This is a genomic window from Micromonospora sp. MP36, assembly GCF_008119785.1.
Classification (GTDB): Bacteria; Actinomycetota; Actinomycetes; order Mycobacteriales; family Micromonosporaceae; genus Micromonospora.
In genome coordinates this window covers 162,082-176,444 of record NZ_VSFA01000003.1, presented here as the reverse complement: position 1 = coordinate 176,444, position 14,363 = coordinate 162,082, and the positions used below count along the sequence as shown (strand labels likewise).

The 14,363-nt window shown below is 74.9% G+C and carries 12 protein-coding genes; 6 read left to right on the top strand and 6 right to left on the bottom strand.

What is annotated here, in order from left to right:
- The first annotated feature begins 99 nt into the window (after positions 1–99).
- Genes FXF52_RS05880 through FXF52_RS05870 form a run of 3 tightly spaced genes read left to right on the top strand, consistent with a single transcriptional unit; the run spans position 100 to position 4,504 of the window.
- Positions 100–1,662 carry a glycosyltransferase family 4 protein gene (locus FXF52_RS05880; protein WP_148794353.1) on the top strand — a complete coding sequence of 521 codons (1,563 nt, stop codon included), beginning with the start codon at positions 100–102 and terminating at the stop codon, positions 1,660–1,662.
- Positions 1,659–3,218 carry a glycosyltransferase family 2 protein gene (locus tag FXF52_RS05875; protein ID WP_148794225.1) on the top strand — a complete coding sequence of 520 codons (1,560 nt, stop codon included), beginning with the start codon at positions 1,659–1,661 and terminating at the stop codon, positions 3,216–3,218. The genes FXF52_RS05880 and FXF52_RS05875 overlap by 4 nt, the downstream gene beginning before the upstream one ends.
- Before the next feature lie 2 nt (positions 3,219–3,220).
- Positions 3,221–4,504: a nucleotide sugar dehydrogenase gene (locus tag FXF52_RS05870; RefSeq protein WP_148794224.1), complete on the top strand. Its 1,284-nt coding sequence runs from the start codon at positions 3,221–3,223 to the stop codon at positions 4,502–4,504.
- Positions 4,505–4,583: 79 nt separating this feature from the next.
- On the opposite strand, the gene FXF52_RS05865 is transcribed toward FXF52_RS05870, so the two are convergent.
- Positions 4,584–5,135 (bottom strand): acyltransferase, encoded by a 552-nt coding sequence (locus tag FXF52_RS05865; RefSeq protein WP_148794223.1) that lies wholly within the window; start codon positions 5,133–5,135, stop codon positions 4,584–4,586.
- 210 nt (positions 5,136–5,345) lie between these two features.
- Positions 5,346–6,608: a glycosyltransferase family 39 protein gene (locus tag FXF52_RS05860; RefSeq protein ID WP_148794222.1), complete on the bottom strand. Its 1,263-nt coding sequence runs from the start codon at positions 6,606–6,608 to the stop codon at positions 5,346–5,348.
- A 118-nt stretch (positions 6,609–6,726) separates the two neighbouring features.
- Between FXF52_RS05860 and FXF52_RS05855 the strand changes: the two genes are divergently transcribed.
- The gene (locus FXF52_RS05855) at positions 6,727–7,383 is read left to right on the top strand and encodes a response regulator transcription factor (protein ID WP_148794221.1); all 657 of its coding nucleotides are present in this window, start codon (positions 6,727–6,729) and stop codon (positions 7,381–7,383) included.
- A gap of 10 nt (positions 7,384–7,393) precedes the next feature.
- Complete coding sequence (locus FXF52_RS05850; RefSeq protein WP_148794220.1) at positions 7,394–8,842, top strand: HAMP domain-containing sensor histidine kinase; 1,449 nt, start codon at positions 7,394–7,396, stop codon at positions 8,840–8,842.
- Between the two features lie 35 nt (positions 8,843–8,877).
- Here the strand turns inward: FXF52_RS05850 and FXF52_RS05845 are convergent, their stop codons facing one another.
- The 4 genes from FXF52_RS05845 to FXF52_RS05830 form a co-directional block, all read right to left on the bottom strand.
- Complete coding sequence (locus FXF52_RS05845; protein ID WP_370517878.1) at positions 8,878–9,840, bottom strand: TAXI family TRAP transporter solute-binding subunit; 963 nt, start codon at positions 9,838–9,840, stop codon at positions 8,878–8,880.
- Between the two features lie 126 nt (positions 9,841–9,966).
- Positions 9,967–10,632: a hypothetical protein gene (locus tag FXF52_RS05840; protein ID WP_148794219.1), complete on the bottom strand. Its 666-nt coding sequence runs from the start codon at positions 10,630–10,632 to the stop codon at positions 9,967–9,969.
- A 96-nt stretch (positions 10,633–10,728) separates the two neighbouring features.
- Positions 10,729–11,526 (bottom strand): peroxide stress protein YaaA, encoded by a 798-nt coding sequence (yaaA, locus tag FXF52_RS05835; RefSeq protein WP_148794218.1) that lies wholly within the window; start codon positions 11,524–11,526, stop codon positions 10,729–10,731.
- A gap of 22 nt (positions 11,527–11,548) precedes the next feature.
- Positions 11,549–13,159 carry a hypothetical protein gene (locus FXF52_RS05830; RefSeq protein ID WP_187413342.1) on the bottom strand — a complete coding sequence of 537 codons (1,611 nt, stop codon included), beginning with the start codon at positions 13,157–13,159 and terminating at the stop codon, positions 11,549–11,551.
- Between the two features lie 128 nt (positions 13,160–13,287).
- Here FXF52_RS05830 and FXF52_RS05825 point away from each other — a divergent pair, with 128 nt between their 5' ends.
- Complete coding sequence (locus tag FXF52_RS05825; RefSeq protein WP_148794217.1) at positions 13,288–14,328, top strand: App1 family protein; 1,041 nt, start codon at positions 13,288–13,290, stop codon at positions 14,326–14,328.
- Positions 14,329–14,363 lie beyond the last annotated feature (35 nt).

The following is a 14,363-nucleotide window of genomic DNA, read 5'->3' as shown; positions in this document are numbered from 1 at the left end:
GCGGGCCGTCCCCTAGGCGAACCAGCGGTTCCCAGAGAGGCGGAAACGGGCACGATGGCGATGGACGGCACTGCCGCGCAGCCGCGCGGGCGGGTTGTCATGTTGGTCGACAACGGCGTCAACGGTGACTCCCGGGTGCAGAAGGCCGCCCGCTCGGCCGCCGAGGCCGGCTGGGAGGTGGTCCTGCTGGGCCGGTCCCCTGGCAGCCTGCCGCAGACCTGGCAGCTCGGCCGGGCCGAGGTGCGCCTGCTGGCCGTGCCCGCCCCGCTCGCCCGTCGCCGGCACGAGTTCCGTCGCGCCTGGCTGCGCTGGCCGCTGGCGTACCCGCCCAGCGGGATCGCCGCGCACCGGCAGCAGAGCGTCAAGGCGTGGCGGGCGGACCTCGCGGTGCGGGCGGCGCAACTCGCCGTGGCCGACCCGGCGACGCCCCGGCTCGGCCTGCGTCGGCGCGCGCTGCGGGCCGAGGAGGTCGCCGCCCGGGCGGCCGGCAAGTGGGTCTCGCTGCGCTACTGGATGCTGACGCAGGCCCACCGCCGGCGGCGCTTCCGCAACCCGTGGGACCGGGCGTACACCCTCTTCTGGCAGCTGGCGAAGGGCGACGGCGCCTGGCGGCGGCTCGAGCCCGGCCTGTGGGACTACGAGCTGGCCTACGGGCCGGTGGTCGACGAGCTGCGACCGGACCTGATCCACGCCAACGACTTCCGGATGCTCGGCGTGGCCGCCCGGGCCAAGATCCGCGCCGCCGCCGAGGGCCGGGACGTCAAGGTGGTGTGGGACGCCCACGAGTTCCTGCCCGGGCTCAAGCCGTGGCAGGACAATGCCCGCTGGCTGCCCGCGCACCGGGCGCACGAGCGGGAGTACGCCCCGTACGCCGACGCCGTGATGACGGTCTCGGACGGCCTGGCCGAGCTGCTGCAGCGGGAGCACGGGCTGGCCGAGACGCCGGACGTGGTGTTGAACGCCCCGGCCGCCCACCACGAGGAGCTCGTCCCGGACGCCCCCGCGCCGGACCTGCGGGCGCTCTGCGGGATCGGCCCCGACGTGCCGCTGCTGGTCTACAGCGGGGCCGCCGCCCGGCAGCGCGGCCTCGACATCATGGTCGACGCGCTGCCCCAGCTGCCCGGGGTGCACGTGGCGCTGGTGGTCAACAAGCCGACCGGGCCGTACGTCTCCGGGGTGCTGGCCCGCGCCGCGAAGCTCGGCGTCGCCGACCGGGTGCACGCGCTGCCCTACGTGGCACACTGGCAGGTGGTGCCGTTCCTGTCCGGCGCCGACGCGGGGGTCATCCCGATCCACCACTGGCCCAACCACGAGATCGCGTTGATCACCAAGTTCTTCGAGTACTCGCACGCCCGGCTGCCGCTGGTGGTCAGCGACGTGAAGACGATGGCCGGGACCGTGCGGTCCACCGGCCAGGGTGAGGTGTTCCGCGCCGAGGACGTGGCCGACTACGTGCGGGCGGTGCGCGCCGTCCTGGCCGACCCGGCCCGCTACCGGGCCGCGTACGACCGCCCCGGCCTGCTGGCGAACTGGACCTGGGAGGCGCAGGCCGAGGTGCTCGACGGCGTCTACTCCCGGCTGCTGCCGGGCCGGCCCCGTCCGGCCGCAGCCGGCACGCCGGCGGAGCCGGGCGCGCAGCCGCCCGTGGGAGCCGCCCGGTGACCGAGCCCGACGTGACGGTCATCACGGCCGTCTACAACACCATGCCCTACCTCACCCGCTGCCTCACCTCGCTGGTGGAGCAGACGATCGGGCGGGACCGGCTGGAGGTCGTGGCGGTGGACGACGGTTCGACCGACGGCAGCGGCCGGGAGCTGGACCGGTTCGCCCGGCTCTACCCGGGCACGGTCAAGGTCGTCCACCAGCCCAACTCCGGCGGGCCCGCCGCGCCCAGCAACCGCGCCCTGGAGCACGCCACCGGCCGCTACGTCTTCTTCATCGGCTCCGACGACTACCTCGGCCCGGAGGCGCTGGAGCGGCTCGTCGCGGCGGCGGACCGGTACGACTCCGACGTCGTGCTGGGCCGGACCGTCGGGGTCAACAGCCGTAACATCCACCAGGCGGTCTTCGCCCGCAACGAGCCCGACCTGGACCTGTTCGACTCGGCGCTGCCCTGGTCCCTGTCCAACACCAAGCTGTTCCGGCGGGACCTGATCGAGCGGTACGGGCTGCGGTACCCGGAGGACATGCCGGTCGGCAGCGACCAGCCGTTCACCATCGAGGCCTGCGTCCGGGCCCGCCGGATCTCCGTGCTGGCCGACTACGACTACTACTACGCGGTGCGCCGGCTCAACGCCCGCAACATCACCTACCGCAGCCGCCACCTCGAGCGGCTGCGCTGCGCCGAGTCACTGGTGGAGTTCGTCGCCGGCCTGGTTGAGGCGGGCAAGCGCCGCGACGCGATCCTGGTGCGGCACTTCAGCTGGGAAGTCGCGAGGCTGCTGGAGAACGACTTCCTGGCGCTGGAGCGGGGCGTGCAGGAGCAGGTCCGGGCCGGCGTGCGCGCGCTGGTCGAGCGGTACCTGACCGACGAGATCCGCGACCAGCTGCCGATCCAGGCGCGGGTACGGCTGGGCGCCGCCCGGTACGGCGAGCTGGCCGACCTGCTCGCCGTCATCCGGCAGGACGCCGAGGAGGGCATCCCGCCGGCCGTGGTCGACGGGGACCGCTGGTACGCCGGCTACCCGGGATTCCGCGATCCCCGGCTCGGCATGCCCGACCGCTGGTTCGAGGTCACCGACCGGGTCGCCGACTGGATCGCCCGGCTGGACACCGTCTCCGTGTCGTTCCTCGGCAACCGGGCGCTGGCGGTGACCGCCCGTAGCCCCCGCGGAGACCTGCCGCGGCTGGCCACCGCGGTCCGGCTCCGCGCCGGCGAGACCGTCAGCGCCGACGCCACGGTCGAGGCGGACGGCGCCGGGACCCTGGTGCGGGCGCAGCTTCCGCTGGCCGGGCTGCTCGCCGGCGTCGCCCCCGGTGGCGAGCTGCGGGTGGTCCGGGCGGAGGTCGAGGCGTTCGGTACCGTTGGTGAGACGGCCCTGCGCGGACCGGCGCGGCCCGTGCCACAGCGCACGGTGCAGCGGCGGGGAGGCCACCTGCACGTCCTTACCGCCACGACGAACCACAAGGGTGAGCTCGTGATCGCCGTAGCACCTCTGACGCCGCGCCGGCTGCTGGCCCGCCTGCGGCGCAGGCTTCCACTAGGAGGAAAGAAGTAGCCATGAACATCTGCGTCGTCGCCCTGGGCAAGATCGGGCTGCCGCTCGCCGTGCAGTTCGCGTCCAAGGGCCACCGGGTGATCGGAGCGGACGTCTCCGAGCGGGTCGTGCAGCTGGTCAACGACGGCGCGGTGCCGTTCCCCGGTGAGACCGACCTGGACACCAAGCTCAAGGAGGCCGTGTCCGCCGGGCTGCTCAGCGCGACCACCGACACGGCCGCCGCGGTCGCCGAGTCCGAGGCCGTCGTCGTGGTCGTGCCCCTCTTCGTGGACGCCGAGGGCGTGCCGGACTTCGGCTGGATGGACGACGCCACCCGGGCCATCGCCCGTGGCCTCAAGCCGGGCACCCTGGTCAGCTACGAGACCACCCTGCCGGTCGGCACCACCCGCAACCGCTGGGCGCCGATGCTGGAGGAGGGCTCCGGCCTCACCGCCGGCAAGGACTTCCACCTGGTGTTCAGCCCGGAGCGGGTGCTCACCGGCCGGGTCTTCGCCGACCTGCGCCGCTACCCGAAGCTGGTCGGCGGCATCGACGAGGCGTCCGCCGCGCACGGCGTGCGCTTCTACGAGGCGGTGCTGGACTTCGACGAGCGGGCCGACCTGAACCGCCCGAACGGTGTCTGGGACCTGGGCTCGGCCGAGGCGTCCGAGCTGGCCAAGCTCGCCGAGACCACCTACCGGGACGTGAACATCGGCCTGGCGAACCAGTTCGCCCGGTTCGCCGACACGGTGGGCGTCGACGTCACCAAGGTCATCGAGGCCTGCAACACCCAGCCGTACAGCCACATCCACCAGCCGGGCATCGCCGTCGGTGGGCACTGCATCCCGATCTACCCGCGGATGTACCTGTGGAACGACCCGGCCGCCACCGTGGTCCGCTCGGCCCGTGAGGCCAACGCCGCCATGCCGCAGTACGCCGTCGACCTGCTCGCCGCCGCGTACGGCGACCTGACCGACGTGGGCGTGCTGGTGCTCGGCGCCGCCTACCGCGGCGGCGTGAAGGAGACCGCCTTCTCCGGCGTCTTCCCGACCGTGGAGGCGCTGCGGGCCCGGGGTGCCAAGCCGTACGTCTCCGACCCGATGTACACGAACGAGGAGCTGGCCGCGCACGGCCTGCCCGGCTACGACGGCGAGCCGGTCGGCGCCGCCGTCATCCAGGCCGACCACGCCGAGTACCGCACCCTCACCCCGGCCGACCTGCCGGGCGTGACCGTGCTGGTGGACGGGCGTCGGGTGACCGACCCGGCCCGCTGGGAGGGCGTCCGCCGGGTGGTCATCGGCGGCTGACCCCGGCCAACGCGACGCGGGCCCTGACCGGATCACCGGTCAGGGCCCGCTCTCGTCGACGGGGCCGGCCGCCCGCCGCTCAGCCCTGGGTCAGGCCCGCCGGAGGGTTGTCGACGTCCCGGGAGACGACCTCGCCCTTCTCGTCGACCCAGCCCTTCGGCCGCGCCGGGTTGCCGACCACCAACTGGTACGGCTTGACGTCCCTGGTGACCACCGAACCGGCGGCGATCATGGCGTACTCGCCGACCTCGATGCCGCAGACCAGGGTGGCGTTGGCGCCGATCGAGGCACCTCGCCGGACCAGGGTCGGGGTGATCGTCCAGTCCGGGTTCTGGGCGCGCGGGCGGAAGTCGTTGGTGAACACCGCGGACGGCCCGACGAAGACCTCGTCCTCGATGGTGACGCCCTGGTAGACCGAGACGTTGTTCTGGATCTTGACGCGGTCGCCGACGGTGACGTTCGCGTCGACGTACACGTTGCGCCCGATCACGCAACCGGCACCGACCTGGGCGCTCGACCGGATGTGGGCCAGGTGCCAGACCTTGGTGCCGTCGCCGACCTGGGCACCGTCCTCCACGTCGGCCGTCGGGTGGACGAACACGGACGGGGAACGGTCGTTGGTGTCAGTCATCAATCAACTCGCATCGTCGGGCGCGCCGTCGCGCCAGCGGAGCCGTGCGTCGGACCGCGCCGGGGGACCGAGGCGGCCGCGCGGGCCGGGACCAGCCGACACCCGGCTGCCTGCATCGGCCGGCCGATAGTCGGACTCGGCGTAGCATAACGAGCCCCCTGCCGCGCGGCGCCGCCACCGGGTCGGCGGCCGGTCAGCGCGCCGGGCGGGTCACGGGGAGTATTTCCACTGCAGGCTCAGGTAGGTGCCGTACCAGGCGGAGACGAGCACGAGGAAGCCGAACACGGCCAGCACGGTGCTCCGTCGCGCCTTCGTCAGCCCCACGGCGACCGGCAGGAGCAGCGCGAAGGCGGGCATCAGGTAGCGGCCCTTCGCCCAGAAGTAGTTCTCCGTGCCGATGCTGATCAGGAAGAACGTGACCGAGTAGACCACCAGGGGCAGCGGGTAGCGGTGCAGCACGAGCAGCGCGATCAGCACCACCGCGACACCCAGCAGCAGGGCGGACACGTACATGGGCAGCGAGGTGGGCGCGATCAGCACCTTCTTCAGCGTCTTGACCGTCGAGGCGCCGCCGTCGAAGCCGATCCGCCAGTACTTCTCCTGCATGGTGAAGTAGGCGCTGGGCGAGCCCAGCCGGTGCCCGATCCAGGCCAGGTAACCCAGGTAGCCGAGCGGGGCGAGCGCGGCCCCCACCCATGGCCGCCAGCCGTCCTGACGGCGGACGATCGCCACCAGAGCGGCCAGCCCGACTGCCGCGATCAGGGTCGTGGCGGTCGGGCGGGCGAGACCGGCGACGAGGCAGAGCAGGCCGGCGGTGAGCCACTGCCGGCGTAGCACCGCGTAGAGCGTCCACGCGACGAGCGCGGTGAACACCGTCTCGGTGTAGGCCATGTTCTGCACGATGGCGTGCGGCAGGACCGCCCAGAGGGCGACCAGGATCAGGCCCACCCGGCGCGAGCCGAGGTGCGCGCCGACGGCGTAGATGCCCCACGCGGCGGCCAGGCCGGCCGTCCAGGCGACGATCAGCGCGGCGACCGGGGTGGAGAACGGGGTGACGGCGGCGACCGCCGCGATCAGCCCCGGGTAGAGCGGGAAGAACGGCAGGTTCGGCAGCGTGCTGTGGGACTTCGGGTGGTGGCCGACCAGCCCGGTGTCGTACCCGTCGTCGGCGATGCCCACGTACCAGATGCCGTCGAAGCGGCTGTGCAGCAGCGACCAGAAGTCCGCGCCCGACCGGTGGGCGAAGAGCGCGAGGACGACCAGTCCGCTGAGCCGCAGCAGGGCGTAGAGACCCATCGCCGCCAGCGCCGGGTGACGGTGCCAGCCCCGTCCCGGACGCTCCTCGGCCGCGGCGTCCGTCCGGCCCGCCGCGTCGGCGCGGGTCCGCGTGTCGACCGGGCGTTGCTGCGGGGCGGTGGGGGCGTCGACGTCGTGGCGGAACGACCCGTCGTACGCGGGGGCGGGAGCGGACACAAGGCAGAACCATAGCCCACCGATTCGGCCCGCCCCACCCATGGCGTGCCCGGGGCTCCCGCCGCGCGCGCCGGTCTGCCACGATGCGTGGGCAGCAGGTCGAGGGACGGAGGCACGGGTGCGGATCCTCCTGGTCGAGGACGATCGTCGGGTGGCCGGCGCCCTGTCGTCCGCGCTGATCCGGCGGGGCTACGAGGTGGAGCACGCCGCCACCGTGGAAGCCGCGCTCTCCGCCGCCCCCTGCGACCTGGTGCTGCTCGACCTGACCCTGCCCGACGGGGACGGCACCGACCTGTGCCGGGAGTTGCGCCGGCGCAGCAGCCAGCTCGGCATCATCGCGGTGACCGCCCGGGGCGAGGAACGCGACCGGGTGCTCGGCCTCCGGCTGGGCGCCGACGACTACGTGGTCAAGCCGTTCTCGATGGTGGAGCTCCAGGCGCGGATCGAGGCGGTGCTGCGGCGGGCCGCCCACACCGTGCCGGAGCGCAACCTGATCGAGGCGGGCGCGGTCCGCATCGACGTGGGCGGCCGGACGGTCAGCGTGGCCGGCCGACAGGTGACGCTCACCCGCAAGGAGTTCGACATCCTGCTCTCCCTGGCCCGGCAGCCCGGCGTGGCGGTGCCGCGGGACCGGATTTTGCTCGACGTCTGGGGCACCACCTGGGCGGACCGGCACACGGTCGAGGTGCACGTCGGCTCGCTGCGGGGCAAGCTCGGCGACCCGACGCTGGTGGAGACCGTACGCGGGGTCGGCTACCGGCTCCGCGGCGAGTGAGGGGGCTGGGGTGCGGCGCCGTCTGGTGATCAGCTACCTGCTGCTGATGGTGCTCGTGCTGCTGGCCCTGGAGACGCCGCTGGCGGCCACGCTGGCCACCCGGGAGACCGACCGGGTTCGGGCCGACCGGCTCGCCGACGCGAGCCGGTTCGCCTCGCTCGGCGGCCCGGCGCTGCGCGGCGGCGGGGCCGGCCCGCTCGACGGCGAACTGGCCGCCTACGACGACCTGTACGGCATCGGGGCCGCGCTGGTCGACCGGGACGGTCGTACCGTGACCGCCTCGGTGAGCTGGGAGTCCGGCCCGGGGACGGCCGCCGCCCTGGACACCGCGCTGGCCGGCCAGCAGTTCAGCGCACCGGACTCGGTGTGGCCCTGGGTGGACGGGCCGGTGGTGGTGGCGGTCCCGGTCACCGACGGCGGCGAGGTGCTCGGCGCGGTGGTCACCGTGACTCCGCCCGGCAACGTCCGGCGTACCGTGGCCTCCTGGTGGCTGCTGCTGGCCGCGATCGGCCTGCTCGCGGTGCTGGCCTGCGTCTCGACCGCGTTCGGGCTGGCCGGCTGGGTGCTCCGCCCGGTCACCGAGCTGGACGCGGTGACCCATGAGATCGCCGAGGGTGACGGCACCGCCCGGGTACGCCCCCGGCTCGGCCCGCCGGAGCTGCGCCGGCTGGCGGCGAGCTTCAACAACATGGCCGACGTGGTGTCCGACGTGATGGACCGGCAGCGGGCGTTCGTGGCGCACGCCAGCCACCAGCTACGCAACCCGCTGGCCGCGCTCCGGCTACGGGTGGAGGAGCTGGGACCGAGCCTGACCGACGACGACGGCCGCGCCGAGCACCGGCTGGCGCTGGAGGAGACGGATCGGCTGGCCACCCTGCTCGACGCCCTGCTCACCCTGGCCCGGGCCGAGCGGACGGAGAACCAGCGGGTCAGCGTGGACGCCGCCGAGGTCGCGGCCTCCCGGGTGGCGGCCTGGCTGCCGCTGGCCCGGCACCGGTCCATCGACCTCCGGCTCGACACGGTCGCGGCGCCGGCGTACGCCCGGACCGTGCCGACGGCGATCGACCAGGCGCTCGACGCGTTGATCGACAACGCGGTCAAGTTCAGCGACCCCGGCGGCGAGGTGACCGTGGCGGTACGCCCGGCCGACGGGGGGATCGCGTTGCAGGTGCGCGACACCGGCCCGGGCATGACGGCCAGCCAGCTCGGCCAGGCTACCGAGCGGTTCTGGCGGGCACCGGACGTGCAGAACGTGGACGGGGCGGGGCTGGGGCTGACCATCGTGGCGGTGCTGGTCGACGCCTCCGACGGCCGGTTGACGATGCGCCAGGGCCAGCCCCGGGGCCTGGTCGCCGAGCTGTGGTTCCCGAGCCCGGACGACCCCGCCGCGGAGCGGGGGAGCGGCGCCGGCGCGACCGGCACCGACCCGGCCGAGCGGGTCCGCTCGGCCGCCGGCTGAGCCCGCACCGCCGCCGGTTTGACGCGGCACCGGCGTCAGGGTTTGGTCGACCGGTACCAGCCCGCCGCGCCCGGGTGCAGGGGGAGCGGGGTGGTGACGATCGCGGAGCGGGGACTCATCCGGCCGGCCGCCGGGTGGGCCGCCGCCAGCTCCTCCCGGCGGTCCATCAGCAGCCGGGTCAGGTCCCGCACCAGCGCCTCCGGCAGGTCGGCGCGGACGATCAGGTAGTTCGGGTTGGCCACCGTGCTGACCGGGTCCACGCCGTACACCGAGAGGGGGATGTCCCGGGTCACGTACACCTGCCCGTACCGGCGGCGCAGCGGCTCGGTCCACTCACCCAGGTCGACCACCCGGATGGCGGTGCTGCCGGCCAGCTCCGCGACGCCGCGCACCGGCAGGCCGCCGGAGAAGAAGAACGCGTCGATCCGGCCGGCGCGCAGCGCCGCCACGGAGTCGTCCAGGCCGAGATGCTCCTGCCGGACCTGGTCGCCGCCGAGCTGCGCCACCTCCAGCAGCCGCATGGCGGTCACCTCGGTGCCGGAGCCGTCGGCGCCCACCGACACCCGCCGGCCCCGCAGGTCGGCCAGCGTACGTACCGAGCCGCCGGCGGTGGTGACCAGGTGCAGCAGGTCGTCGTAGACCCGGGCCACGGCGAGCACGGCGGGATGCTCAGGGGACCGGGGCGGCAGCACGTCGGCCTGGGTGAAGCCCAGCTCCGCCGCGCCGGAGCCGACCAGCCGCACGTTCTGCGCGGAGGCCGCGGTGACCACCACGCTGGCCTGCACCCCGGGCAGCTCCCGGTTGAGGATCGCCGCCAGCGACTGGCCGAAGGCGTGGTAGACGGCGGTCGGGCTGCCCGTGGCGATCCGGATCCGCACCGGCCGGGTTGGCTCGTCCCGGCAGCCGGCCAGCCCGCCGAGGGTCGACACCAGCAGCAGTACCAGGGCCGCCGGCATCGGGGTCCGCCGCCGGCCGCGCACAGACCAGCGTCGGCTCACGGGCTGCACTCTGCGCCGTGCACCCGCCGCCGCGCAAGCCCAACCGGCGGGTAGCTGTACCCGCCCGGCGCGGTGGGGGCGGCTGGTCCCGGCAGCGGCGCGGGTGGGCTGTGCCGGGTGAACGGCTCAGCAGGCCGGCGCCGGGGCGAGGGTGGCGCTGTCCACGATCCGTGCGCGGTGCGGGCCGTTGGGCACGCTCACCAGGAAGCAGCCGCCGCCGGGCCGGAGCACCGCCGGGACGTCCAGCAGCGCCGCGCTGCGGACCAGCACCGCGGCCAGGTCCCGATCGGTGAGCCGGACACCGAGGCAGTGCCGGCGGACGTGCCGCCCGCCGGCCAGCAGTGCCGCGCGCCACGCCGCGGCGGCCAGCCGGGGCCGCCACACCCGCCGGGCCGGGGAGGCGCCGGGGACCGGGCCGCCGAGCAGCTCCCGGCGGCCCTGCCGCCAGCCGGCCTCCAGCAGCATCGCGTACGCCGTGCGGTGCTCGCGGGGCACGGAGAGCCGGTGCAGTTCGTAGCGGCGGCGCAGGCCGCCGGTGGTCAGCTCGTGCTCCACCGGCACGTCCAGGCGGCCGAGCAGCTGCCGCATCCGGTGCGCCGCGGCCTCGTGGTTGAACTCGGCCACCCCGCCCCGGTAGGTGCCGGTGTCGGCGCGGCGGCCGTCGATGGCCGGGGGCGGGGTGCAGCGCACCAGGCAGGCGACCTCGAACGCGTCAGCCAGGGTCAGCCAGTCCAGCGGTGGGGGCGGCAGCGAACGGTGCGGCCGGTCGAGCAGCGTGGAGTCGGAGGCCATCGGAGGAACTCCTTGTCGGCGTCGGGGTTCCCCTACCGTGGCCCCCTGGCCGGCATGGCGAAACCGCTGCGCCCGAGCCTTGAGCAAAAATTGCGGCTACAGCTCCGTAACCACCACGTCGATCTGGCGTGGCCGGCCGGACACTGCCGGCTGCTCCTCGACCGTGTACTTCAGGTCCCGCAGCGCGCCCACCAGAGCGGCGGGGGTGCGCGGCCGGGCGCCGGCGGTCAGCAGGTCGCGGACCAGCCGGCCCTTGGTGGCCTTGTTGAAGTGGCTCACCACCGACCGGGTCGGCGCCCCGTCGACCTCGCGCTCGTGCAGCACCCGCACCGTCACCGTGCGCTCCGCGACCGCCCCGCGTGGGGCCCAGGTGGCCGCGTACGCGCCGGAGCGCAGGTCCAGCACCGGCCCCCGGCCGGCCGCCGCCGCCATCGCCGGCTCCAGCGCCCGACGCCAGTACGCCGACAGCGCGCCGATCCCCGGCAGCCGCGCCCCGACCGGGCAGCGGTACGGCGGGATCCGGTCGGCGAGGCGTACCGCGCCCCACAGGCCGGAGCTGATCAGCACCGACCGGCGGGCCAGCCGTTCCGCCGTGGGCGACAGCGAGGCCAGGTCGAGCGCCTCGTAGAGCACCCCGGTGTAGATCCGCCCCGCCGGGGCGGTCGCCGCCGCGCGGAGCCGGGCGTTGCGGCGCAGCTCGCCGCCCTGTCCCTCGCTGAGGCCCAGCGCGGCCCGGGCCGCCGCCTCGTCCGGCCCGGCGCAGAGCGCGACCAGGGCGGTCAGCACCTCCTCCCGGGCCGGGGTCAGCTCCGGCAGGGAGAGCCGGGACAGGTCCAGCCGCCGGCCGGTGCCGGCCTCGGCCTTCCCCTCGGACGGGGGCAGCAGGATGAGCATCGGCTCAGCCTACGGGCCACCCTCAGCGCCACGGCCGCACGGCGCTCTCCGGGTGGTACACGCGATAGCCGCCCACCTCGGCGACCACGGCCGCGTCGGCCCCGTCGCCGAGCCAGCGGCGCAGCGCGCGCTCCGCCGACGACCCGGCCTCGAGCACGTACCCGGGCCGGGCCGCCCGCCCGACCTGCCGCCAGTACGGCGGGTAGCGGTTCTGCCCCGGGGTCAGGTTGCCGTCGAGCACCCCGCAGGCCACCGTCTCGCCGGTGTTGAAGATCAGCCGGTTGCAGGTCCAGTAGTCCCCGTACACCTCGTGCAGCCCGGCCCCGCGCACCGCGTCGGCCAGCTCGCGGGCCCGCCGCTCCTCGGCCCGCAGCGACGGCGCGTCCGCGACGAACGCCACGGTGGCCGCGAGCGTGGCGGCGGCCAGCGCGGCCAGCACCAGGTGCGCCGCCGCGCCGCCGATCCGCGCGGCCACCCCCGCCGTGCCCCGCCAGGCGTGCGCGGCGGCCAGCCAGATCGGCCACAGCACCGCCGGCAGCGAGATCTGCAGCACCGACAGGTAGCGGGCGTTGCCCAGCGGGTCGGTCGCGGCGAGCGGGCTGCGCACGTACAGGAGCAGGGTCAGCGCGGCCCCGACGACCAGGGCGAGTTGCGCGACCGCCCGGACCCGTCCGGCGGCGACGGCGGCCCGCCGGTACGCGACCAGCCCCAGCACGGCGGCGGCCACCAGCAGCACGGGGTAGAGCAACCCGAACCACTCCTGCCACCGGGCGCAGCCGGCCGCCCGGCACAGCCCGCCGGCCAGCGGCACCCCCTCCAGCAGGCCGCCGTGCACCCGGTCCGACCAGGACGGCACCGCGCCCGGCCGGGTGCTGATCTGCCGGAACACCGACAGCGAGTCCTGCCCGGGCGGGGCTACCAGGTTGTCCTTGATCATCGGTGCGACCCCGAGCAGGAAGCCGGCGATCAGCAGCACGCCGGGCCAGCCGACCAGGTCCCGGGGCGCCGCCCAGAACAGCACCAGCCCGGCCGCCGCCAGGTAGGGCACGATCAGCCAGTCCGACCAGAGCGCCAGGCCAGCGAGCAGCCCGAACACGCCGGTGGCCAGCCAGCGGTGCCGCACCCGGCGTTCGCCGAGGGCCACCGCGATCAGCAGCATCGCCAGCACCGCCGGCTTCACCTCCGGTCGGCCGCCCACCACGGTGAGCTGGTCGCGGACCACCCGCTCCGAGCCGAGCGCCAGCAGCCCGACCACGAAGGTGGCCAGCCAGGGGGAGAAGAGGCGGCGGGTCAGCCGGTAGGCCAGCCAGAGGAAGACCGCGTAGAGCGCCAGCAGGGGCAGCCGCAGCACCGGCCAGCTCGGCCCGGCCCACCGGACCAGCGGCGCCGCCAGGTACGACTCCAGCACGCCCATGTAGTGCTGGCCGTACAGGAAGACCGGCCGCTCGTGGCCGGCGGCGATGTGCAGCGCGGCGAGGCCGAAGGTGGCCTCGTCGCTGTTCGAGGTGGGCAGGGTCAGCAGCGTCAGGACCAGCCGGTAACCGACCCCGGCCGCCCCGAGCACCAGCGCGACGAGCGCCGGCCGGTCGAGCGTGGGGTGCCACCACCCGCGGTGCTGCACTGCTGTCGACACGACCAACGCCCCCGTCGTCGTCCCGACCGCAGTTTTTCACGGTGCCGCCCGGGGGCGGGGCGGATCGGCGGAGTCGGGCCGGCCGCACTCGCGTGGCCGGTGTCGCCCCGGTGTGGCAGGGTGGCAGCGTGCCCGCCACACCTGCCGGAGACCTCGCCGTACCGCGGCTGCACCGGGCCGCACGGATCGAGGACGCGGTCCACAACCTGGTGGCGCGCCGGCTGCGGCGCACCGGGTGGCGGGTCAACATCATCGCGTACGCCGGGTACGGCGCCCCGGGCTGGGCGCGGGTGCTGTGCCGGGTGCTGCTCGGCCGCCCGGACGTCCGGCAGCGGGCCCGACCGGAGAAGGTTCGCGGCTGGCGCAGCTTCGCCACCCTGCCCGCCAAGTACGCCACCGTGACCATCGAGGCCGGCGACGTACGCCACGAGACGACGGCGGACCGCAGCGGCTTCGTCGACACCGTCATCGAGGCCGACTTCACCCCCGGCTGGGCCTCCGTACGCCTCAGCGTCCCCGACGCCGAGCCGGTGGAGGCTCTGGTCCGCGTGCTCGACCCGAACGTCCGGTTCGGCATCCTCTCCGACATCGACGACACGGTCATGGTCACCGCGCTGCCCCGGCCGTTGCTCGCCGCCTGGAACACCTTCGTCCTCGACGAACACGCCCGGGCCGCCGTGCCCGGCATGGCGGTGCTGTACGAGCGGTTGGTCACCGCCCACCCCGGCGCCCCGGTCTTCTACCTGTCCACCGGCGCCTGGAACGTCGCCCCGACACTCACCCGGTTCCTCTCCCGGCACCTCTATCCGGCGGGGCCGTTGCTGCTCACCGACTGGGGGCCGACGGCCGACCGGTGGTTCCGCAGCGGCAAGGAGCACAAGCGGGCCACCCTGGCCCGGCTGGCCCGGGAGTTCCCGGACGTCCGGTGGCTGCTGATCGGCGACGACGGGCAGCACGACCAGGAGATCTACCGCGAGTTCGCCGCCGCGCACCCGGACAACGTGGCCGGGGTGGCGATCCGCCGGCTGTCGCCCACCCAGTCGGTGCTCGCCGGTAGCCTGCCGGCCGCGCCCGGACGCCCCTCCGCCGGCCCGGTGGGGCAGAAGTGGCTCGCCGCACCGGACGGTGCCGGGCTCTGGAAGCTGCTGCGGGACGCGGGCCTGGTCTGACGTATGCCGGTCCCACACGCAAGGAACGCGAGAAG